Genomic DNA, 21,270 nt, shown 5'->3' on the forward strand with positions numbered 1-21,270 from the left:
AATACAGGTGAGCGGACGGACGCGGTCATCGAATGGGGAAGGCGATGTCACAGACGTCTTCGTCGTCGGTAGCGGCCATGAGATCGGTGAAGTACACCTCGCGGGGCGCGTCGGAGATGGTATATCCCTGCTTCGCGACCCACTGTGCCACCGTGGCGAACGCGTTCGCGATCTCCGAGGGGTCGGTGAACTGGTGTTTCTTCAGCCGCAGGTACGCCTCGCGGTGTGCCGGCTCGACCCGCGTCGCCAGGTCGCCTGCCTCATCCGGGGCGACGGGACCGCAGATCTCGACGGGGATCTCCGGCGTCTCGTCGGTGAACTGGCCGTGGTAGACGACGAACCAGTGCCCGGTCAGCCCGTTGATCGCCTTGGCGATGCCGAACTGCCGGTCCATCGCCTCGGTGAGCCACTCTTTCACGTCGGCCGCCGCGACGGTCCGCTGCTCGGTGAGCACGAACTGTTCGGGTACGTCGCGCTCGAGAATCTCGGTCATGGGGGGTCTCCCTGTCTGCGCGGACGCTGTTCGCCCGGTCACGAGCGACACTGATGCCTACCCCAAGGGCAGGGTCAAGAACGCGCGGCCGGTTCACCCGATGGTGACGGCTTCCCGTGCGGCGCTGCGCACGGACGAAGGTGGTGCGCTCGACCTTTCGGCGGCACGCTGACCTGCGACGGCACTGGAGATGGGAGACCAGGTGGCCAGCGACGAGAGAGTTCCGGCGCGGCATCCCGCCACACCGGCCGGAACCCCGCTGCGAGACGTGCTCGCCGAGTTCGCGACCGGTGTCACGGTGCTGACGGTCGCCGGTGAGCGGCCGCACGGGATGACCGCCAACTCGGTCACGTCGGTGTCCCTCGACCCGCCGCTGGTGTTGTGCTGCGTCGCCCGCACCGCGCGGATGCACGACGCGATCGCTTCGACCGGCAGGCTGGGCGTGTCGGTGCTCGGCCGAGGGCAGGAACAGTTGGCCAGGTACTTCGCCGACAAGCGTCGCCCTGAGGGGGCGGCTCAGTTCGACCGGGTCGACTGGTGCCCTGGCCCGTACACCGGAGCGCCGTTGTTGAGCGGCGCTCTTGCCTGGCTGGAATGCGAGGTGGCCGAGACCTACGAGGGTGGCGATCACTCGATCTTCCTCAGCCGTGTTCTCGACGCGACCCGCCGCGACCGACGCCTGCCCGGTCTGGTGTTCTTCCGCAGCGCTTTCCACCGCGCCGTAGCGGATCAGGACGCTTTGACGCGGCCGTAGCGCAGTTCCAGTTCGCCGGTGGCGAGACCGTCCTGGACGTGGTGGAGGAGCGTGCCGAGACCCGACTCGTCCAGGTCATCGGCCTTCTTGAAGCGGACACAGTTCTGGCCGAGGCTGACCTTGCCGAGTTTGCCCGCGTAGTCTTCGACGAGGTATCGGTCGTTTCGCACGGCGGCGACGTAAAGACTGAGGTAGTTCTTCTGCAGTGCCAGTCCGATGACCGGCCAGTCGATGGGCTCGGAAGAGGACTTGACCTGATATTGGAACTTCCCGTAGCCGATCAGGCTCATTCCCATGCCGGGCCTTCCCGCGCCGGTGCCGCCGAAGAACTCCCGTTTCAGCTCCGGCGCCGCGTCCCGGACGATGCGGTCAACCGCCCGAAGGTCTGCTTCCCTGGCGGGATCCGCGGCGAAGTATTCCTTGAGATTGGACGCTGCCACTGTGAACATGGCGGCCAAGCGTACTCGCGATGTCGAACGGCGAGTGAGGAATTACGCGCAAGTACATCTTTGGAGGAATATCGCGGTTCGCCCGGCCCCGGCCGTGAACCAGAAGGATTTGCGGATTTCGCATCATCGACGGTCGAGTATTGCGATCGCGGTACCACTTCGGCCGGTCGAATACTGAAGACCGCGCCGCCGCGAGCGTTTCCGGGCTGCCAGTCCGCGACTTCAGGAACGACTTGGCGGCCAGTTGCGCCAGAATGCGAACTGGATGCCGACGGCGGGCGGGCTCGTACTGTCCGGCAGCGTGCGAAGGTGCGGCCCAGGGCGGCTCGGTGTCCTATCTCTGGGCCGCACCCGGGCCGCTTCAGGACCAGTCGCAACCGGTATTAACCGGCTTTCCGAACTGGACTTCCCGTATCACAGAATCAGGTGCGTACTCGTAGTAGTTAGCGCGGCTGGTCGCGCCACCAGCGCTGGCCGGCTTCGGGCAGCGTCGAGATCGGGTCGTAGTACGGGTACTTGCGCTGCAAGGCCTCGGGGTCTTCGCGCTCGATCCCGGTGCGGTAGTTCTTGGTCCAGTAGGAAATCCCGAGCTCGCGGTCGTACTCCGCCAGCTGGTGGACCCACCGCTTCCCGACATAAGGCACGTCGCAGACGATCCGCGGCGTCGCGTAACCCGGCAGATACCCCATGATGGCGTGCTGCAGTTCCTGTGCCTCGTGCACGGAGACCCGCCAGTGCTCGGCGTTGGGGATCATGTCGCACATGTAGAAGTAGTACGGCAGGATGTTCGCCTCGCCTTGGAGCGCGAAGCACAGGTCGAGCAGTTCGGCCGGGGTCGCGTTGACGCCCTTCATCAGCACGCCTTGGTTGCGCACGTCGCGGACGCCGACGTCGAGCGCGGTCCTGGCGGCTTCGGCGACCAGCGGGGTCACCGACTGGGCGTGGTTGACGTGGGTGTGGATCGCGAGGTTGACGCCGCGGCGCTGAGCGGTGCCGGCGACGCGCTCGAGACCTTCGACGACCTTCGGCTGGATCCAGTGCTGCGGCAGGGCGGCGAGTGCCTTGGTGGCGAGCCGGATGTCGCGGACGGTGTCGATGTCCATCAGCCGCATCAGGAACGACTCCAGCTGCGGCCACGGCACGTTGGCGACGTCACCGCCGGAGACCACGACGTCACGCACGCCGGGGGTCTTCTTCAGGTAGTCGATCATCGCGTCCTGGCGGTCGACCGGTTTGAGCGAGAGCTTGTGCTTCTCGACCTGCTCGGTGGAGTTCCCGACGAGGTCCATCCGGGTGCAGTGCCCGCAGTACTGGGGGCAGGTGGAGATCATCTCGGCGAGGACCTTGGTGGGGTAACGGTGCGTCAGCCCCTCCACGACCCACATCTCCGCCTCGTGCAGTGAGTCCCGTTCGGAGTGCGGGTGGCTCGGCCACTCGGTGTCGCGGTCGCTGCGCACCGGGAGCATGTAGCGGCGGATCGGGTCGGCGTACCAGGCCTCGGTCACCTTCGCCGGGTCGGTGCCCGCGTTGGGCGCCATGGTGTTGATCATCTGCGGCGGCAGCAGCATCGACATCGTGGCCATCTCGCGCTGGTCGGCGAGCATGTCCTCGTAGAAGCGCTCCTCTAGCAGGTCACCCATGAGGGCGCGCAGTTGCTTGGCGTTGCGGATGCAGTGCACCCGCTGCCACTGCGCGTCACGCCACTCTGCCTCGGTCACGTCGTGCCAGCCGGGGAAGCGGCGCCAGTCGGGTTCGATCAGCTCGACTCGGGTGTAGTCGTAGGGCTGATCATAGGCGGCCACCGGCGAGGTCGGTTGCTGGATCGCAGTCACTTGTACTCCTCGTCGTCGGAAACGCGTGAAATTATCCTGTCACATCGTTCGGAAGACGTAAATATTCCTGTCCTGCGTGGTGTGTCGAAATCATGCCGACCCGCCGGTCACGTGGTCGTCCGGACGCTGCAAACTCGGGAGGGTGACGAACGCGCGAACCACACTCCTGCTCGGCGGGCGCATCTACAGCCCTTCGGCTCCCGACGCCACGGCCATGGCGATCACCGACGGCACCGTCGTCTGGGTGGGACAGGACGGACCGGCCAAGGCACTGCATCCCGACGCCGAGGTGGTCGACCTCGACGGCGCCTTCGTCGCCCCGGCCTTCGTCGACGCGCACGTCCACGCCACCGCAACCGGCCTGCACCTCACCGGGCTGAACCTCGCGGGGATCCGCGGTGCCGGTGAACTGCTGGCCGCGGTCCGCGACGCGGTCCGGCCCGGTCAGGTCCTGGTCGCGCACGGATGGGACGAATCCCGCTGGACCGACGGCAGGCTGCCCAGTCGCGCGGAGATCGACGAGGCGTCGAACGGGACTCCGGTGTACCTCAGCCGGGTCGACGTCCACTCCGCGCTCGTCTCCAGCGCCCTTGTCTCGCTCGCCGCCGGTGTGCACGAGGCGCCGGGCTGGTCTGCCGATGGACCTCTGACCCGCGAAGCCCACCATCTCGTGCGTGCCGCGATGCGCGAGGCGATCACGCCGGGGCAGCGCCGTGAGGCCCAGCGCGCTTTCCTCGCCGAAGCGGCCGCACGGGGAGTCGTCAGCGTCCACGAATGCGCGGGCCCGGACATCTCCGGCGCCGAAGACCTCACCGACCTGCTCGCGCTCGCCTCCGGACCGGGACTGCCGGAGGTCGTCGGCTACTGGGGTGAACGCGGCGGCGTCGACACCGCCCGCGCACTCGGTGCCAGGGGCGTCGCGGGCGACCTGTTCGTCGACGGCGCGCTCGGCTCCCGCACCGCCGCCCTGCACGAGCCGTACGCCGACGCGCCCGGCACCTCCGGGACGCTCTACCTCGACGCCCCCGCCATCGCCGAACACCTCAGCGCCTGCACCGAAGCCGAACTCCAGGCCGGTTTCCACGTCATCGGCGACGCCGCCGTCGCCGAGGTCGTCGAAGGATTCCGGCTCGCGGAGAAGACTGTCGGCCGCCGAGCGCTCGCCGCCAGGCACCACCGGCTCGAACACGTCGAGATGATCGACGTCGACCAGGCGAAGGCGCTCGCGGGCTGGGGTGTGGTCGCCTCGGTCCAGCCGCAGTTCGACGCCGAATGGGGCGGCACCCACGGCATGTACACCGACCGTCTCGGCGCGGAACGGGCCCCGAAGCTCAATCCCTTCGCCGCGATGGCCGCCGAAGGGCTCCTGCTCGCGTTCGGCTCCGACGCCCCCGTCACGCCGGTCGACCCGTGGGCCACGGTCCGCGCCGGGACCTATCACCGCACACCGGGCTCGGGCTTGTCCGCTCGCGCGTCCTTCACCGCCCACACCCGTGCGGGGCACCGCGCCGCCGGGGTCAACGACGGCGTCACCGGCAGCCTGGTCCCGGGTGCTCCCGCGCACTACGCGATCTGGGACGCCGAGGACCTGGTGGTCGCGACCCCGGACTCGCGGGTACAGCGCTGGTCGACCGATCCGCGGGCGGGTGTACCGCCGTTGCCGAACCTGGCGGAAGGCGCGACACTGCCCCGGTGCCTGCGCACGGTCCGCGACGGGCAGGTCATCCACGATCTGTTCACCCGGACGGCCTAGGGTTCAGGAGTGTCCACGACCGTGACCGATCCGGACCCCGAAACGGCGCCCCGGAAGCGGTTCTCCCGCGCCTGGCTCGTGCGTTTCCTCGTCGCCGCGGCGTCGGGTTTCACCTTGTACCTGAGTTTCGCGCCGCGTCCGCTGTGGTGGCTTGCGCCGCTGGCGTTCACCGGCTTCGCGTTGGTGGTGCACGGACGCCGGTTCCGTGGCGCGTTCGGCTACGCGTTCGTGTTCGGGGTGGCGTTCTTCCTGCCGTTGCTGACGTGGCTGCTGGATTTCCTCGGTCCTGGCTTCGGGCCGTGGCCGTGGCTCGGGCTGGCGATGGCGCTTTCGGTGTATCTCGGCTTCGGCGGGGCTTTCGCCACCGTGGTGTGGCGGCTGCCGCTCGGGCCGTTGTGGGCGGCGCTGGTGATCATCGCGCTGGAGACACCGCGGACGTGGTTCCCCTTCGGCGGATTCCCGTGGGGCCGGGTGGCGTTCAGCCAGCCTGAGGGTGCTTTCGTCTCGCTGGCCTCGATCGGCGGCGCTCCGCTGGTCGGGCTCGCCGTCGTGCTGACCGGCTTCGGGCTGGCGGCGCTGTGCCTGCGACTGAAGGGCGTGGATCCGCGACGTTCCCTGATGGCCACGTCGGCGCTGATCTTGGTGCCGGTGGTGGCCGGTCTCGCGGTGTGGCCGACGATCGGCACCGAGGCGCAGGACGGCGAACTCACCGTCGCCACGGTGCAGGGCAACGCCCCTGACATCGGCCTGGCACTGGAAGGCCGCCGCGACGAACTCCGGAACAACCACCTCGCCGAGAGCGCCCGGCTGCTCGAAAAGCTCAAGGCGACCAACACCAAGCTCGATCTGCTGGTCTGGCCGGAGACCGCGATGGCCATGCGCTCCGGTGACGCCGGCGTCGACCAGATGGTCCGTGACTACGGCACGCAGGCGATCATCGGCGCGCTGGTCCGGCTGCCCGACGGGAGCGCGCAGAACTCCGCGCTCGTCTGGGATCCGGCCACCGGCCCGGGCCAGCGCTACGCCAAACAGCAACTCGTCCCGTTCGGCGAGTACGTCCCGGCCCGTGAGCTCGCGGAGCTGGTGACACCGTTCGTCGACAGCGTGGCGAACATGACACCGGGTGACGGTGCCAACGCCGCCCTGTCCGTTGCGGGCACGAAGGTCGGCGTCTTCATCTGTTACGAAACGGCGTTCGACTACCCGGCGCGAGAGTCCGTCGCCGATGGCGCGGAACTGCTCGTCGTGCCGACCAACAACGCCTGGTACGGGCCGGGGGAGATGAGCTACCAGCAGCTGGCGATGTCGCGGCTGCGGGCGGTCGAGCATGGGCGCGCGGTGATCGTTTCCGCGACCAGCGGAGTGAGCGCGATTGTCGCTCCCGACGGTTCGATCACGGCCTCTACCAGCCTGTTCACCGCAGACTCCCTGGTGGGGCGCGTGCCGTTGAGGCAGCAGACTACGCTGTCGGATCGACTCGGTGTGACGACGGAGTACGGGCTGCTGGCTCTGGCGATCGCCGGGGTTACCGGCGGGTACGTGCTCCGTTTCCGCACCCGGCGCGCGAGCGCCGCCAAGGCAACGAGGGAAGCGGCGGGCTGACCCGCCGGAACACGGAGGAAAAGCGGATGGCGCAGGCGCCGCGGGGGGCCCAGGGAATCGACCCGGTGCTGGTGGTGGTCCCGACGTACAACGAGCGGGAGAACATCGGCCCGATCCTGGAACGTCTGCTCGAAGCACTCCCGGACGTGCACGCCCTCGTCGTCGACGACGGCAGCCCGGACGGGACCGGTGACGTGGCCGACGAACTCGCGAAGGCCGACGAGCGGATCCAGGTCATGCACCGGACCGAGAAGGCCGGACTGGGCGCCGCGTACGTCGCCGGGTTCCGCTGGGGTCTCGCCCGTGACTACGCCACCATCGTCGAGATGGACGCCGACGGCTCGCACGCGCCGGAAGATCTGCCCCGGGTGCTCGCTGCCCTCGAGGACGCGGACCTGTCCATCGGCTCCCGCTACGTTCCCGGCGGCAGCACGGTTAACTGGCCGTTCCGGCGCAAGGCGCTGTCCTGGGTGGCGAACTTCTACGCGAAGGTCGCGCTCGGCATGAAGATCAACGACATCACCGCCGGCTTCCGCGCGTACCGCCGCACGGTGCTGGAGAAGCTCGCGCTCGACGAGATCGCCTCGCGCGGCTACTGCTTCCAGATCGACCTGGCGTTCCGGACGAAGCTGGCCGGGTTCGAGGTCGTCGAGGTGCCGATCACCTTCACCGAGCGTGAGGTCGGTCAGTCGAAGATGAGCGGTTCGGTCGTGCGAGAGGCGATCCTCCTGGTCGGTTTGTGGGGGATCAAGCGTCGCTGGCAGCAGCTTCGCGGGCTGGTCAAGAAGGGCTGACCCCCAGCACGCTCACCCCGAGCCGCCCCAGCTCCTTCACCGTCGGTTCGTCCGGCGCCGCGTCGGTGATCACGCCCGCGACGTCGGAAAGGGGAAGCACGGTGAACGGCGAGGCCGCGCCGATCTTCTCCGAACTGGCCAGCACATAGGTGTCGGCGGCCCGTTTGGCGAGGGTGCGTTTCATCGCGGCCTCGTCCGAGTCGCCGGTGGTGAGCCCGGTCTCCGGATGCACGCCGGTGACGCCGAGGAAGAACAGATCGGCGTTGACGTTCATCGCCGCTTCCGCCGCGGTCGCTCCGCAGGTGACGGCCGAGTGTTTGAAGAGCCGTCCGCCGATCAGGAACACCTCGACCTTCGGGTGCGTGACGAGCGCGGCCGCGACCGTGGGGCTGTGGGTGACGATCGTCGCTTCGAGGTCGACGGGGAGCGCCTTCGCCAGCGCGAGCGCGGTGGTCCCGCCGTCGAGGATGGCGGTCGATCCCAGCCGGATCAACGCTGCTGCACGTTTCGCGATCCGTTCCTTGCCCGCGACGCTGACCGCCATGCGAGTCGCGTAGTCCGCGGTGGCGGGGGAGACCGGCAAGGCACCGCCGTAGACCCGCTGACAGAGCCCGGCGTCGGCGAGTTCCCGCAGGTCACGGCGGATACTGTCCTCTGATATGCCGAGTTCGGCGGCAAGGTCCTTGGCCACGATCCGGCCTTCGGTCTTCAAGCGTTCGAGCAGCAGGTCTCGACGTTGCGCAGCCAACATGTGCATGTTCCTCCTTGTTCTTGCCGATTGTTGCACATTAGGCTCCGGTTCATGAGCAAACCTCTGATGATCCTCATCGCCGGTCCGTTCCGCTCCGGAACGGGCGACGACCCCGAACTCCTCGCCCGCAACCTCGCCCGGCTCGAAGAGGCCGCGTGGCCGATCTTCCGCAGCGGGCACGTGCCGATGATCGGCGAGTGGGTCGCGCTCCCGGTGCTGCGCGGCGCGGGCGGGAAGACCGTCGCGGACCCGATCGCCAAGGAGGTCATGTACCCGACGGCCGACAGGCTGCTGCACCACTGCGACGCCGTCCTGCGCCTGCCAGGGGAATCCACCGGCGCCGACCAGGACGTCGCCATCGCGCTCTCCCGCGGACTGGCGGTGTATCACCGTGTCGAGGACATCCCGGGCTACCAAGCCGCATAATGCGTAACTCGACCGCGTGTGACGTTTCTGGGGGAAGGTGAGCCGTGACCGGGAAGGTCTGCGGGATGTGCGGAGGGCCGCTGCCACCGAAGGCGGGTTCGCGCGGGCGCGTGGCCGTCTACTGCTCGGCCGCGTGCCGCCAGCGGGCCTACCGGTCACGGCACGACCCCGCCCCCGACGTGGAAGCCCTCATCGCCGAGGTCGGCCGCGTCGCGAACCGGCTGGCACCTCAGCCGCCGGAGGTGTTCCTCACCGATCTCACCTCGCTCACCTCCGACGTCGGAAGGCTGCGACGCATCGCTCAACTGGCGTTGCGGGCCGAAGACGAAAACGTCACGCAGGCGCCCGTGACGGAAACCGTGGACGAGGTCGCCTTCGCCGGGAGGATCGAGCAGCACCAACGAGAGTTGCGCGTGCACTGCTACCGCATGGTGGGGTCCTACGACGACGCGGAGGATCTGGTCCAGGAGACGTTCCTACGCGCCTGGCGCGGCCGCGAAGGCTTCGAAGGCCGGTCGAGTTTCCGTGCCTGGCTCTACCGCATCGCCACCAACACCTGCCTGGATTTCCTGCGGCGCAACAAACGGGTCCCGCGCCCGTACGACCCGCTGCCCGGCGTCGACCAGCAAGGCGAACCGCCCCAGTTCCTGCCCTGGCTGCAACCCTTCCCGGACAACGCCGCTGAGATCGCGGAGACCAGGGAAACGATGGAACTGGTCTTCCTCGCCGCCATCCAGCATCTCCCGCCGAAGCAGCGGGCCGTGGTGATCCTCAACGACGTCCTCGGCTGGAAGGCCGCGGAGACCGCCGACCTGCTGGAAACCACCGTCGCATCGGTCACCAGCGCACTCCAGCGCGCCCGTCCCACCCTGCGCGAACGCCTGCCGGAACGCCGCACCGACTGGGCGCGGACGGTCCAGCCGACCGAGGAGGAGCAAACGATCCTGCGGCGCTACATGGCCGCCGCCACCGGCAGCGGCGACAGCCGGGTCATGGCCGAGCTGCTGAGGGAGGACGTGCTGGTCACGATGCCGCCGAACCCGCTGTGGTTCTCCGGCCGCGACGTCTTCCTCGACTTCGTCGCCGAGTCCTTCGACCCCGCGTCACCGACGTACTTCGGCGAATGGAAACACCTCCCTGCCATCGCCAACCGCCTCCCCGCCGCGGCCGGCTACGTCCGGCGGCCAGGCACCCGGATCTACCGCGCACAGGTGCTCGACGTGCTGCGGATCGAGGACGGGAAGGTCGCGGAGATCACCGCTTTCGAACCGCATTTGTTCCCCGCGTTCGGGTTGCCGCTGACGATCACCTGAGCACCGATGAGATCCACGCCCCTTCCGCGTCTCAACGGTCGAACCCGATCAAGCGGAAGGAACACCCTCATGAGCCTCCAGAACAAGAACGCGGTCATCTACGGCGCCGGCGGATCGATCGGCGGCGGTGTCGCCAAGGAGTTCGCCGCGCGCGGCGCCCGTGTCTTCCTCACCGGCCGCCACGAACCGGCGCTGACGAAGGTCGCCGACGAGATCAAGGAGGCCGGGGGACTGGCCGAAGTCGCCGTCGTCGACGCCATGGACGAGACCGCGGTCGACGCGCACGCCGCGTCCGTCGTGGCGGAGGCCGGCAGCCTCGACATCTCCCTCAACCTCGTCCCACGCGGCGACGTCCAGGGCATCCCGCTCGCGGAAATGTCGGTCGAGGACTTCGTCCGCCCGATCACCACGGGCGTCACGACCAACTTCATCACCGCCCGAGCGGCCGCCCGGCACATGATCACGCAGGGCTCCGGCGTGGTCCTCGCCCTCGACAGCGGCTCCGCCCAAGGCAGCCCGATGATGGGCGCGACCGGTTCGATCGACGCCGCGCTCGACACCTACATCCGCAATCTCGCCGTCGAGATCGGGCCGCACGGTGTCCGCGCGCTCGGCATCTGGGTCGCGGGGATCCCGGAGACCTTCACCCCCGAGAAGCTCTCCGCGGTGAACAACCAGCTGCCCGCGAGCCCGGAGATGATGGAGAACGTCCTCAACGGCCTCACCGAAGCCCGGATGACCAAACGTTCACCGCGGCTCGCCGAGGTCGCCGCCACCCTGGCGTTCCTCGCCTCCGACGATGCGATGGGGATCACCGGCACCTTCGTCAACGTGACCAGCATGTTCCCCAGCTGACGGGAGTTCCGCGAGCACAGCCCTGATCGCGGGGCTGGCCTCGGCGCTGCGGCGCCACGCCGCGTGCACCTCGCGCGTCGGCGGGCGCCGCAACGGCCGGGCGACCAGCCCTTCACTCAAGGGCGGGCGCGCCAGGCGCGGGATCAGCGCGACGACCTCACCCGAGGCGACCAGCGACAGCTGCGTGGAGAAGTCGTCGACCAGATGCCGCACGTCGGGCTCCCCGGCCAGACCGGCGAACAGGCGCCGGAACCACTGGTGGCAGACCGTGCCGGGCGGGCTGGTCACCCACGCGTGCCCGGCAAGGTCGGCTCCGTCCAGTGGCGGCTCGGCGCGCGCGAGCGGGTGGGTCTTGGCCATGACGACGTCACCGAGGTCGGTGTGCACCAACCGCCGGGACAAGGCAGGGGACAGCGGGACGGGCAGGCCGTCGGCGTCGTGGAGGAGCGCGAGATCAGCCGTCCCGGCCTCGACCGAATGCAGGGCCTGGTCGGGATCCTGCTCGCTGATGTGCAGCCGGAGATCGGGGTAACGATCCAGCAGTCGCGGGTGAACGGGGGCGAGGAGCCCGCGGATACCCGTCGAGAACGCGGCCACCCGCAAGACGCCGCGAGGCGCACCCTCCGCCACTGACTGCGCGGCCTCCGCGCAGCGCTCCAGCGCCTGGAACACCTGCAGAGAGGAGTCCACGACAGCCTGCCCTGCCGGAGTGAGCACGACTCCGCGTCCAGCCGGAGCGAGAACGGGCATCCCGATCTGGCGCTCCAGCCGCTTGATCTGCTGCGACACCGCCGACGCGGTGAAGCCCAGTTCGTCCGCCGCTCGCGCCAACGTCCCCAGCGCGGCCACCGACCGCAGCGCCCGCAGGGCCCCGACCTCGATCATGAAGTCAGGCTACGCAATACCGATCACAAAGCATCGCTGGACCGCAGGTATCGGTGTCGACAGGATCGTTTCCATGACCGAATCGCTCTTCGGCTCCAACCTCGTCGCCATGGTCACCCCGATGGAACCCGGCGGTGCGCTCAACGAACCCGGCCTCACCGGCCTGGTCGACCACCTGCTCGCCACCGGCTGCGACGGCATCATCGTCGGCGGGACCACCGGCGAAGCACCCACCCTCACCGACACCGAAGCCACCCGGCTCGTCCACACCGTGGCGACCCTCGCCGGAAACCGGGCACGCGTGATCGCCGGCGTCGGCACCTACGACACCACCGCCTGCATCCGACGCGCGAAGGAAGCCGAGGCGGCCGGAGCCGACGCGCTCCTGCTCGTCTGCCCCTACTACTCCAAACCAACGCAGGCCGGAATCGTGGCGCACTGCCGAACGGTGGCCGACGCCACCGACCTGCCCGTGATGCTCTACGACGTACCGGCCCGCACCGGAACCGCCCTGGAGGCGGCCACCCTGATCGAACTCGCCCGCCATCCCCGGATCCGGGCCGTGAAGGACGCCAAGGGCGACCTGTTCGAGGCGATGTCCGTCATGGCGCGCAGCCCGCTGGCCTACTACTGCGGCATCGACGAACTCAACCTGCCCTACCTCGCCGCCGGAGCCACCGGCCTGGTCAGCGTCGTGGGCAACGTCGCCGCCGACCGCAACGCCGAACTCATCGGCGCTGTACGCGGGGGAGACCTCGACACCGCGCGGGCACTCAACGACGCGCTGCTTCCCCTGACGGACGCGATCATGCGTACCTCGCAAGGAGCGATCATGGCCAAGGCGGCACTGGCCGACCTCGGCGTCATCCCGCACGCCACGGTCCGGCTCCCGCTGCTCGAATCACCGCCCGAGCACCTGCGGCGGCTTCGCGACGCCTTGGCGCCCGTCGTCCCCGGGCTGGCCCCCGCCTGATCGCCCGCCAGATGTCAGGAAAGGGTCGTTCCTGACGTTTTTCGTCCTGAACGACCCTTTCCTGACATCCCCGAGACACGGCGAAGCCCCCGCGGAGGGAGGTCGCGGGGGCTTCGCCGATTCGTGGTGGGGCTAGCTACTTGTGCCGTGCGTCAGGCGGACCGGGTGGTCCTGCGTCCCTTCAGCTCGGCGAGACGTTCGTTGAGCAGATCTTCGAGCTCCGGGATCGAACGACGCTCCAGGAGCATGTCCCAGTGCGTCCTCGGGGGCTTGACCTTCTTCTGCTCCGGCTGCCCGCCGTCCACGATCTCGGACTCGCTGCCGTGCAACCTGCACTCCCACACCGAGGGGATCTCGGCGTCGTCGGAGAAGGGCACCTCGAACTCGTGGTTCTTGGGGCAGGCGTAGCGCACGGTGCGGCGGGGCGCGAGGTCGTGGTTGCGGTCGGTCTCGTAGCTGACCGCTCCCAGCCGGCTTCCACGGAGAACACGGTCGGCCATGATGGGGGTCCTTTCAGTCAGCTCCGGGTGGAGCCAGGGTGATGCTCACCCTATGCAACGACAATGAGGGCCAGAGGATTCCCTGAACAGCATGTCCTTGCTCACGATGAGCTGTGTCACCCGGTGGCAACAGCTTCTCCTAGTAGGAGTGGTTTCGCGCTCTGGCGTGACGTCAATACGGCCATCTTGGTGCGGATATCCCCCAGATGGGCTAGTAGTACGCCTGTCACGTCAACCGTAACTGACCGTGTTGGGCCGAGGTCGGCCCCAGGTCGCCCAGTCGAAAGTGCCGACGGCACAATACCTGATAACGGACCGTGTTCGGTTCGCCCTCAGACGGTGATGCCGATGAAGTTTCAACGACCAACTGCTCGGTATCCGCCACCACGACAGTGTCCCCGGCCCGCAACACCTCGCCGTCGGACACCCTCGCGTTGAACCGCCCCGTCTGCCCGCACCAGCACAGCACCTCGACCTGAACGGGCTGCAACTCGTCCGCCAGCTCGAACAACCGCGCGGCCCCCGGGAACAACATGCTCCGGAAATCCGTCGCGATCCCGAAGCAGTACACGTCGATCTGGACGTCATCGGCCAGTTCAGCCAGCTGATCCACCTGATCGGGCGACAAGAACTGCGCCTCGTCGACGATCAAGTAGTCCACGTGCCGCCCAGCCGCCCACTGCTCACGCACCAGCAACCGCAGATCGGTCTCATTCCCGACCTCGATCGCCTTGCGCGTCAACCCGATCCGGCTGGTGATCTGCGGTTCACCGGACCGGTCGTGGCGCACCAGCACCATCCCGCGACGACCCTGCCGCGCGTGGTTGTGGTCGATCTGCAACGCCAGCGTCGACTTCCCGCAGTCCATCGGCCCGTAACAGAACTTCAACTTCCCGACGACCGGCACACCCCGCCGTGAACCCGCCACCGGCACCGACGACAACGCGTCCGTGGGATCCGGGCCACTCTCCTTCAGTACGGTCACGACGCTCGACCCTATCGGCACGCTCCGCCGTCACAGCACCGCCGGTGGCCGGTTGCCCGCCGCCTCGATCGCACGGCGCACCGGCACCAGCCACACGAACACGAAACCGAGCACGAAGAAGATCACCAAAGCGATGATCGCCCACCGGAACGAACCGGTGATCTGCCCGACCGCGGCGAACAACAGGGGACCGAGCCACGACGTCCCGCGCTCACCCACCACGTACAGCGAGAAGTACTGCGCGTCCTTCCCCTCGGGGATCATCTGCCCGAACAACGACCGCGACAACGCGTTCGTTCCACCGAGCACCAGCCCGATCCCGACCGCCACCGCGTAGAACTGCAACGGCTGACCGGCCTCGATGAAGAACGCGAAGCACAACACGACCACCCAGGCCACCAGACTGCCCAGAATCGTCTTCTTCGCCCCGATCCGCGCCGCGATCGCACCGTGGATCATCGCCCCTGCGTACGCCAGGAACTGGATCACCAGGATCGTGACGATCAGCACCTGCGTGCTGTACTTCAGCTCGTCCTTGCCGTACTGCGCCGATACCGCCACCACCGTCGTGATCCCGTCGGTGAAGACCAGGTAGCTGCCGAGGAACGCCAGCGTCAGGGGATAGGCCCGCGCCTCCTTGATCGTCTGCTTCAGCTCCTTGAACCCGGCCGTCAGCACCGACAGCCCCCGCTCCGCGGACTTCGGCACATGAGTCCGGGGGAGTGCGCGCACCGCGGGGACCGTGAACACCGCCCACCAGATCCCCGACGTCAGGAAGCAGATCTGGATCGCCAGATGTTCGCTCACCCCGAAGAAGTCATGCCCCATGAAGAACCCCAGCTGCAGCGCCAGCGCCAGACCACCGCCGAGATACCCGAACGCCCACCCCTTCGACGACACCGCGTCCCGCTCATCAGGCTCCGCGATGTCCACCAGGAACGAGTAATAGACGACCAGCGCACCGCCGTAACCGATGTTGGCCAGGATGAACGTCCAGACCCCGACCTCCCAGTTCGTCCCCGAGATGAAGAACATCAGCGCCGACGCCACCGCGCCAAGGAACGCGAACCCGCCGAGGATCCGCCGCTTGTGCCTGCTCCGGTCCGCGATCGCGCCGGCGATCGGCAGCACCAGCACCTGCGTCACCGTCGCGATCGACAGCAGATAGCCCCACAGCGAGCCCGCCGGGAAATACAGCCCGAACAACGAGACGTCGCAGTTCTGCAGCGTGCTCGAAGCTCCACTCGAATCGGTGCACGCCCTGTCCCCGTTAAGGGTGAAATTCGCCTTGGCATCCGCGGACGCGACATCGCTCAAATAGAGCGCTCCGAAGACGGTGATGACCGACGAATAGAACGGCGAATTGGCCCAGTCGTAGAGGTACCAAGCCCGCCATACCCGCTTGCGTTCACGGGTCACGGCCACCGTCATGCACTGCTCCTGAAGTCGAGAATGTCGAGGTCAGCGGGAGACTACTGGTCATCGAGCCCACCTGTCCGGCACAAGCCGGGACCGTGTTCGTTTCGACGCGAGACGAACCCTTCCCGGCAACCTCCACGACCATCGTCGGCGTGTCGCTGCCACGATCCTTGTGTGTTTCATGTGAGGCTGGAGTGCGAGCTGTGACTCTTGTGAAGCATGTGTCCTGTACTTACTGTTCCGCTCATGAGGACCCATCGCCTTCGCACAGCACACCGCGTAGTGGCGAGAACGCTCCTGCTCGCCCTCGCCGTCACGGGCCTGCAGATCGCCACCACCGGATCCGCCGCCGCGGACCCCCACGGCTCCCACTGGGCCAAGCTCCGCATGTGTGAATCGAGCGGCCGCTACAACATCAACACCGGCAACGGTTACTACGGCGCCTACCAGTTCGACCTGCCCACCTGGCGCAGCGTCGGCGGCCAGGGACGCCCCGACCAGGCCAGCCCCCGCGAACAGGACTACCGGGCCCTCTACCTGTACCGCATGCGCGGCTGGCAACCCTGGGAATGCGCCGGCAAACTCGGCTTCCGCAACGACGGCGACGGCCGCAGCAAACGCGTCCCGTCCTACGACGACTCCGCCTACATCGGCGGGGGAGGACAGCCCGCCCCGCCACCTCCGCCCAAACCGAAGCCGACCCCGCCCGCTCCGCCCGGCGGCCCCCAACCCGCCTGGCCCGGCGTCGTCTACGCCTACGGAGACTGCGCCGCCCCGCTCAAGCAGTTCCAGCTCCGCATGAACGCCTTCGGCTACGGCTTCACCGGCACAGGCTGCTACTACGACAAAACCCGCGAAGCAGTCCTCGCCCTCCAGCGAGCCAACGGCATCAACGACTCGGGCCGCCTCGGACCCAAGACCTGGGACGCCGCCTGGAACGGCAAACCACCCCGGTAACGCCACCCCATCCGCAATTCGTCATCTACTTGCGCTCGCCGGTGAACGCAAGTAGATGACGAATTGCGGGGTCGTCAGGAGGGCCAAGCGCCGCGTTCCCGAAGCACCTCACGCAGCAGATCCGGCCGGTCCGTCACGATCCCGTGCACCCCCAAATCCAGCAGCAGCCGCATCTCCGCCGGATCGTCCACGGTCCACGTGTGCACCTCGAAACCCCCACGCGTCGCCTGCCGCAGGAACGCCCGGTCCACCACCTTCAACCGCCCCTGCCGCACCGGCACCTGCGCCATCGCACCCCGCGACAACGCCCGCAGTGAGACCAGCGGCAAAAACCCGTTCACCCACATCACCGCCACCGAACGCGGCCCCATCGCCGTCACCAGCTTCGGCCCCGCCAGCTTCCGGATCCGCGCGAGCCGCGCGTCGGAGAACGACGCGGCCGCGACCCGGTCGTAGGCGCCGGTCCGCTCGATCGCCCGCACGAAGGGCGCCACCGCCTCGTTCGACTTCACATCGATGTTGAACCGCGCCTCCGGCAACTCCTCGAGGACGTCCTCCAGCCGCGACAACGGCGCGCGACCGCCGACCTTGACGTTCCGCAACTGCGCCCACGTCTGCCGGGAGATCAACCCCGCGCCATCGGTCGTCCGGTCCAGCGCGGCATCGTGATGCACGACCACCACACCGTCCGACGTCGCGTGCACATCCGTCTCGAGATAGCGAAACCCCTCGGCCACCGCCTGCTGGAACGCCGGCAGCGAGTTCTCCAGTCCTTCCAGGTCACCGAGATGCCAGCCCCGATGGGCGAAGGCACGCGGGAGCGGATCGGCGAGGTACGGAAACAAGGTCGGCACCCCACTAGTGTGCACTTCGGCCGTGGCCTCGGCATGATCGTCGGATGGCCAGCTAGGGTCTGATCCGTGAGGGAAGTCGCCGAACACCCGAAGACGTCCGCCGAAGAGGTGTCCGAGTTACGTCGCGCGGGAGCACCCAAACACTGCGGATGGTGCGGCCGACGGCTCGAACAAGGCGGCAACGTCGGCAGGCGCCGCCGCTACTGCGGGCAATCCTGCCGCCAGCGGGCCTACGAACGCCGCACCGCCCTCCAGCGCAGCGGCCTCCCCGAAGACGCCGTCGTCCTCTCCGACACCGAGATCGCCACCCTGCAGGACAGGCTCTTCCAACTCCGCTGCGCCGCCGAAGACGTCGTCACCGCGGCCGACGACGGCGCGTCCGTCGCCGAACTCCGCGGCCTCGCCGGCGAAATCGCCCAGGCGGCCAAGGACCTCGAACAGCTCCGCTGAGCTACACGATCCCGTCCAACGCCCGGTACGTCCGGTTGCTCGCGGCCGCCGCCCGCTGCTCACGACCGGTCGCCTCGATGTAGTTCTGGCTGGTCGCCAGGCTCGCGTGCCCCAGCAGCGCCATGATCTCCGACGCGGTCGCGCCGTCCTCGGCCAGCCGGGTGGCGAAGGTGTGCCGCAACGCGTGGAGATTCGCCCCGACCGGCACACGGTCGTGCAGGCCCGCCCACCGGTAGCACGACTTGACCAGGTACTCGAGCGCGCCGCGGCCGATCGGCTCGCCGGCACGATCCCGGAGGAGGGGAGTGGAGGGCCCGAACCGCTGCTGCGGGAAGCGACGGCGGCACGAAGCCAGGTACTCCTCGATGATCTTCTCCATGATCGGCTGGACCGGGATCGACCGGTCACGGCTTCCCTTGCCGTGGACGTGTAGCCGCATCTCGCCCTGACGGCCGACCAGCGACCGCGCGGTCAGCGCCCGCATCTCCGCGGCACGCAGCCCGGCGACCAGCCCGAGCGCGATCACCAGGACGTCCCGCTCCGGCCACGGATCCCGCGTGCGGCGCGAACCATCGGCGGCGGCCGCGAGCAACTGCTCCGGGGTTTCCTCGCCCCGCAACGGTTTCGGCGTCAACGGAGGTGCCTTCGGGCGCGCGACCGCGCCCATGGGATTGCCCGAGAGCAGCCCGTCGGACACGCAGAAGGTGAGGAACTGGTTCCAGGTCGACCACGCGCGCAGCACCGAACTCTTCGCGTGAGTGTCCGCGAAGGCACCGAAGGCGTTGCGGAGCGCCTGAGCGGTGAGCATCTCGACGGTGAGTTCGTCAGGGGAGCGGCCGAGCTCGCGGAGCAGAAGAGCGGTGATGCCGGCGAGGTCGCGGCGGTAGGCGTCGGTGGTGTGAGGAGAATCCTTACGGGGACGACGTGCGGCGAAAAAGGCTTGCTGTGCCTCGGAAACCCTCATGAGCATCTTGTACCGCATGGCACCGACAGTCTTACACTGGGTTATATTCCGTTTCATGCATAATAGTGATTATGCATGAAACGGAGTGACGGGTCCGGAAACCACTCGCGGGGGATCTCGGTTCGCTCGCCGCTCTCTGGACGTTCGGCGCAGGACTTCCCTGACCGATTTCCGCCCGAAGCTTCACTCATGACACTCGGAGCCTCGGGAGACCTCGGACTGGCCGCCGAGGCGGCGAGGCTGGCGAGATGACCCCAGGTGGCGCCTCCATTGATCAACATCGACCCAAGACGTCCGGATTGATTCGTCACAGTGACGTATTGAGGCCGGGTGATCGGGCATCCGTTTTGCGCCTCCGGGGGTGCTCTGGGTTGCCTCGGAGGATCAAGGGCCACCCGGGTTCAGGGAGAGCTGAAGGGAGCCGTGCCCTCATCCGACGCGGCGAAGGGAGCTTTCGCTGCATGACATGTAGCGAAGGGCCCTTTCGGCTCCCACCGGAGACCCCTCTCGACCCTTGTTCTGCAGGTCAGCCAAAGTGCCGATAATGTACATTATGTCAAGTAACTGCCATCTGGCTGTGCGGAACCGCTAGCCCGCCCTGCCCTACGGCTTTACCGCGCTCCGCATCGCTGAGGTCGTCGCCCAGTCCGACCGAGTTTCGCCTTCGCGCTCGGCGGACCACCGGTTCACCCGCAAGCGCCCTGAACTCGCTGCGCGACCCTGGATCCGCCACGCCCCGCCTTTAAGACCGCTCATCCTCGGTGTTGTCGCCGGTGCTCCGTAAGTCTAGACTTACGGTTCGTGGAGACTTACCGAGTCACAGATGCCGCGTGGAACGCGTTCGGGGATCCGAGTCGGCGCGCGATCATCGAGTGCCTGGCCGAGCGGCCACGGTCCGTCCGTGAACTCGCCGACCAGCTTCCGATCAGCCGGCCAGCGGTGTCCCAGCATCTCAAGGCCCTCAAAGGCGCGGGGTTGGTCACCGACCGCCCCGCCGGCACCAAGCGCATCTACCAGCTCAATGCGGCCACCATGGGCGCGTTACGCGATCAGCTCGACACTTTTTGGAGCCGCGCGCTGGCCGGCTACAAGGACGTCGTCGAACAACCCGAAGGAGATCAGCGATGACCCAGGCAACGAGCACGGTGGTCCGCAAGGAGGTCGTCGTGAACGCCCCGATCGAACGAGCCTTCACCGTTTTCACCGAGCGATTCGGCGACTTCAAGCCGCCCGAGCACAATCTGCTTCAGGTCGAGATCGTCGAGACGGTGTTCGAACCCCACGTCGGTGGGCACATCTTCGACCGCGGGGTCGACGGCAGCGAATGCCGCTGGGCCCGAATACTCGCCTACGATCCCCCGCATCGCGTCGTCTTCAGCTGGGACATCAGCCCCCAATGGCAGGTTGAACGCGACCCTGAGCACACAAGTGAGGTCGAGGTCCGCTTCATCGCCGAAGCCGCGCAGCGTACGCGCCTGGAACTCGAACACCGCAAACTGGATCGCCACGGACCGAGCTGGAAAGCCGTCAGTGACGGCGTCGGAGGCGACGCCGGCTGGCCGCTGTACCTCGCTCGCTACGCCCAGCTGCTGACCGGGGACCGCTGATGGCTGCATCGAGCACAGTCGGCGACACGATGTCGTCCCCAAGGGAACCGTTGCAACGTAAGAGCGATGTGCTCAAACTGCTGCATTCGGAAACCACCGCATGGTTGGCCACGGGTGATGCCGGCGGTTCACACCTCGTCCCGCTCCTGTTCCACCACAACGGCGAGGTGCTCACGTTCGCAACCTTCGCGAACAGCCGGACGGTGACCAACGTGGGCCGCCACCGCACGAGCACGAGCGGCCATCGGCCATCCATACGACGTGGTCATGATCGACGGCACGATGAACGTCATCGAACCCGACGCGATTGATCCGGCCATCGCCGACCCGTTCGCTTCACTGCTGCGGGGCGGTCCTGACCCGCGGCATACACCCGGATTCGTCTACCTTCAGCTCGCCCCGACCCGGTTGCAAGCATGGCGCTCCTTCGCCGAGCTCGGCGACAGGACCCTGATGCAGTCCGGTCAGTGGCTGGTCTGACCGCAAGGCGATCCGCTCTGGTAGACGAGACTGGTGACCACACGTTCGCCTGGCAGTCCGACGTGCTTGTTTCGGCTGCGAATACCTTGCCCTCCAGGCGGTCGTGCATCGCGCGGGCCGCGCACTCACCGACCTGCTCCCCACTGAACGCCTCTATGTCCTGTCCCTCGGCAG

Annotated in this window: 24 protein-coding genes; 14 read left to right on the forward strand and 10 right to left on the reverse strand. The window is 67.8% G+C overall.

The window, feature by feature from the left end; genetic code table 11:
- Window positions 1-25: 25 nt before the first annotated feature.
- Entirely contained in the window at window positions 26-493 is a 468-nt protein-coding gene (locus ACLJO0_RS16595; protein WP_410579412.1) for a GyrI-like domain-containing protein, read from the reverse strand.
- Between ACLJO0_RS16595 and ACLJO0_RS16600 the strand changes: the two genes are divergently transcribed.
- Both ACLJO0_RS16600 and ACLJO0_RS16605 read left to right on the forward strand, forming a co-directional pair.
- Window positions 492-665 (forward strand): hypothetical protein, encoded by a 174-nt coding sequence (locus ACLJO0_RS16600; RefSeq protein WP_410579413.1) that lies wholly within the window; start codon window positions 492-494, stop codon window positions 663-665. The two genes, ACLJO0_RS16595 and ACLJO0_RS16600, sit on opposite strands and share 2 nt — an antisense overlap.
- Window positions 666-683: 18 nt before the next feature.
- Window positions 684-1,247 (forward strand): flavin reductase family protein, encoded by a 564-nt coding sequence (locus ACLJO0_RS16605; RefSeq protein WP_410579414.1) that lies wholly within the window; start codon window positions 684-686, stop codon window positions 1,245-1,247.
- Here ACLJO0_RS16605 and ACLJO0_RS16610 read toward each other — a convergent pair.
- Both ACLJO0_RS16610 and ACLJO0_RS16615 read right to left on the reverse strand, forming a co-directional pair.
- Window positions 1,223-1,696, reverse strand: a complete 474-nt coding sequence (locus ACLJO0_RS16610) for a DUF1801 domain-containing protein (protein WP_410579415.1) — start codon at window positions 1,694-1,696, stop codon at window positions 1,223-1,225. The two genes, ACLJO0_RS16605 and ACLJO0_RS16610, sit on opposite strands and share 25 nt — an antisense overlap.
- Before the next feature lie 443 nt (window positions 1,697-2,139).
- Window positions 2,140-3,528 carry a KamA family radical SAM protein gene (locus tag ACLJO0_RS16615; RefSeq protein ID WP_410579416.1) on the reverse strand — a complete coding sequence of 463 codons (1,389 nt, stop codon included), beginning with the start codon at window positions 3,526-3,528 and terminating at the stop codon, window positions 2,140-2,142.
- A gap of 142 nt (window positions 3,529-3,670) precedes the next feature.
- Here ACLJO0_RS16615 and ACLJO0_RS16620 point away from each other — a divergent pair, with 142 nt between their 5' ends.
- From ACLJO0_RS16620 to ACLJO0_RS16630, 3 genes are read left to right on the forward strand one after another with little or no spacing between them, the layout of a single operon-like run.
- The gene (locus tag ACLJO0_RS16620; protein WP_410579417.1) at window positions 3,671-5,281 is read left to right on the forward strand and encodes an amidohydrolase; all 1,611 of its coding nucleotides are present in this window, start codon (window positions 3,671-3,673) and stop codon (window positions 5,279-5,281) included.
- A 9-nt stretch (window positions 5,282-5,290) separates the two neighbouring features.
- Window positions 5,291-6,883 carry an apolipoprotein N-acyltransferase gene (gene lnt / locus ACLJO0_RS16625; RefSeq protein WP_410579418.1) on the forward strand — a complete coding sequence of 531 codons (1,593 nt, stop codon included), beginning with the start codon at window positions 5,291-5,293 and terminating at the stop codon, window positions 6,881-6,883.
- 26 nt (window positions 6,884-6,909) lie between these two features.
- Complete coding sequence (locus ACLJO0_RS16630) at window positions 6,910-7,677, forward strand: polyprenol monophosphomannose synthase (protein WP_125795832.1); 768 nt, start codon at window positions 6,910-6,912, stop codon at window positions 7,675-7,677.
- Here the strand turns inward: ACLJO0_RS16630 and ACLJO0_RS16635 are convergent.
- Window positions 7,664-8,428 carry a DeoR/GlpR family DNA-binding transcription regulator gene (locus ACLJO0_RS16635; protein WP_410579880.1) on the reverse strand — a complete coding sequence of 255 codons (765 nt, stop codon included), beginning with the start codon at window positions 8,426-8,428 and terminating at the stop codon, window positions 7,664-7,666. The genes ACLJO0_RS16630 and ACLJO0_RS16635 overlap by 14 nt on opposite strands.
- A gap of 51 nt (window positions 8,429-8,479) precedes the next feature.
- On the opposite strand from ACLJO0_RS16635, the gene ACLJO0_RS16640 reads away from it, so the two are divergent.
- From ACLJO0_RS16640 to ACLJO0_RS16650, 3 genes are all read left to right on the forward strand, one after another.
- Window positions 8,480-8,854: a DUF4406 domain-containing protein gene (locus ACLJO0_RS16640; RefSeq protein WP_233611761.1), complete on the forward strand. Its 375-nt coding sequence runs from the start codon at window positions 8,480-8,482 to the stop codon at window positions 8,852-8,854.
- Between the two features lie 44 nt (window positions 8,855-8,898).
- Complete coding sequence (locus ACLJO0_RS16645; RefSeq protein WP_410579419.1) at window positions 8,899-10,167, forward strand: RNA polymerase subunit sigma-70; 1,269 nt, start codon at window positions 8,899-8,901, stop codon at window positions 10,165-10,167.
- Window positions 10,168-10,236: 69 nt separating this feature from the next.
- A complete protein-coding gene (locus ACLJO0_RS16650) occupies window positions 10,237-11,022 on the forward strand; it encodes an SDR family NAD(P)-dependent oxidoreductase (RefSeq protein WP_410579420.1) in 786 nt (261 codons plus the stop codon).
- Here the strand turns inward: ACLJO0_RS16650 and ACLJO0_RS16655 are convergent.
- On the reverse strand, window positions 10,915-11,907 hold the full coding sequence (locus tag ACLJO0_RS16655) for a LysR family transcriptional regulator (protein ID WP_410579421.1): 993 nt from the start codon (window positions 11,905-11,907) through the stop codon (window positions 10,915-10,917). The two genes, ACLJO0_RS16650 and ACLJO0_RS16655, sit on opposite strands and share 108 nt — an antisense overlap.
- Before the next feature lie 73 nt (window positions 11,908-11,980).
- Here ACLJO0_RS16655 and dapA point away from each other — a divergent pair, with 73 nt between their 5' ends.
- A complete protein-coding gene (gene dapA / locus ACLJO0_RS16660) occupies window positions 11,981-12,880 on the forward strand; it encodes a 4-hydroxy-tetrahydrodipicolinate synthase (RefSeq protein ID WP_410579422.1) in 900 nt (299 codons plus the stop codon).
- 152 nt (window positions 12,881-13,032) lie between these two features.
- On the opposite strand, the gene ACLJO0_RS16665 is transcribed toward dapA, so the two are convergent.
- The 3 genes from ACLJO0_RS16665 to ACLJO0_RS16675 all read right to left on the reverse strand — a co-directional run bounded on the left by ACLJO0_RS16665 (window position 13,033) and on the right by ACLJO0_RS16675 (window position 15,796).
- Window positions 13,033-13,380: an RNA polymerase-binding protein RbpA gene (locus ACLJO0_RS16665; protein WP_005151365.1), complete on the reverse strand. Its 348-nt coding sequence runs from the start codon at window positions 13,378-13,380 to the stop codon at window positions 13,033-13,035.
- Window positions 13,381-13,606: 226 nt separating this feature from the next.
- The gene (locus ACLJO0_RS16670; RefSeq protein WP_125795835.1) at window positions 13,607-14,365 is read right to left on the reverse strand and encodes a thymidine kinase; all 759 of its coding nucleotides are present in this window, start codon (window positions 14,363-14,365) and stop codon (window positions 13,607-13,609) included.
- Window positions 14,366-14,395: 30 nt separating this feature from the next.
- A complete protein-coding gene (locus ACLJO0_RS16675; protein ID WP_410579423.1) occupies window positions 14,396-15,796 on the reverse strand; it encodes an MFS transporter in 1,401 nt (466 codons plus the stop codon).
- A 270-nt stretch (window positions 15,797-16,066) separates the two neighbouring features.
- Here ACLJO0_RS16675 and ACLJO0_RS16680 point away from each other — a divergent pair, with 270 nt between their 5' ends.
- On the forward strand, window positions 16,067-16,741 hold the full coding sequence (locus ACLJO0_RS16680; protein WP_199746717.1) for a transglycosylase family protein: 675 nt from the start codon (window positions 16,067-16,069) through the stop codon (window positions 16,739-16,741).
- Between the two features lie 74 nt (window positions 16,742-16,815).
- On the opposite strand, the gene ACLJO0_RS16685 is transcribed toward ACLJO0_RS16680, so the two are convergent.
- Window positions 16,816-17,595 (reverse strand): glycerophosphodiester phosphodiesterase, encoded by a 780-nt coding sequence (locus ACLJO0_RS16685; protein ID WP_410579424.1) that lies wholly within the window; start codon window positions 17,593-17,595, stop codon window positions 16,816-16,818.
- A 66-nt stretch (window positions 17,596-17,661) separates the two neighbouring features.
- On the opposite strand from ACLJO0_RS16685, the gene ACLJO0_RS16690 reads away from it, so the two are divergent.
- Window positions 17,662-18,045 (forward strand): hypothetical protein, encoded by a 384-nt coding sequence (locus ACLJO0_RS16690; protein WP_034320669.1) that lies wholly within the window; start codon window positions 17,662-17,664, stop codon window positions 18,043-18,045.
- A gap of 1 nt (window position 18,046) precedes the next feature.
- On the opposite strand, the gene ACLJO0_RS16695 is transcribed toward ACLJO0_RS16690, so the two are convergent.
- Window positions 18,047-19,027 (reverse strand): tyrosine-type recombinase/integrase, encoded by a 981-nt coding sequence (locus tag ACLJO0_RS16695; RefSeq protein WP_396558762.1) that lies wholly within the window; start codon window positions 19,025-19,027, stop codon window positions 18,047-18,049.
- Between the two features lie 783 nt (window positions 19,028-19,810).
- Here ACLJO0_RS16695 and ACLJO0_RS16700 point away from each other — a divergent pair.
- The 3 genes from ACLJO0_RS16700 (at window position 19,811) to ACLJO0_RS16710 (ending at window position 21,096) form a co-directional block, all read left to right on the forward strand.
- A complete protein-coding gene (locus tag ACLJO0_RS16700) occupies window positions 19,811-20,137 on the forward strand; it encodes an ArsR/SmtB family transcription factor (RefSeq protein ID WP_125795841.1) in 327 nt (108 codons plus the stop codon).
- The gene (locus ACLJO0_RS16705) at window positions 20,134-20,616 is read left to right on the forward strand and encodes an SRPBCC family protein (protein ID WP_410579425.1); all 483 of its coding nucleotides are present in this window, start codon (window positions 20,134-20,136) and stop codon (window positions 20,614-20,616) included. Before ACLJO0_RS16700 ends, ACLJO0_RS16705 begins: the two co-directional genes overlap by 4 nt.
- Before the next feature lie 267 nt (window positions 20,617-20,883).
- On the forward strand, window positions 20,884-21,096 hold the full coding sequence (locus ACLJO0_RS16710) for a hypothetical protein (RefSeq protein WP_410579426.1): 213 nt from the start codon (window positions 20,884-20,886) through the stop codon (window positions 21,094-21,096).
- Window positions 21,097-21,270 lie beyond the last annotated feature (174 nt).

This window comes from Amycolatopsis sp. lyj-108, assembly GCF_046549005.1.
Classification (GTDB): domain Bacteria; phylum Actinomycetota; class Actinomycetes; order Mycobacteriales; family Pseudonocardiaceae; genus Amycolatopsis.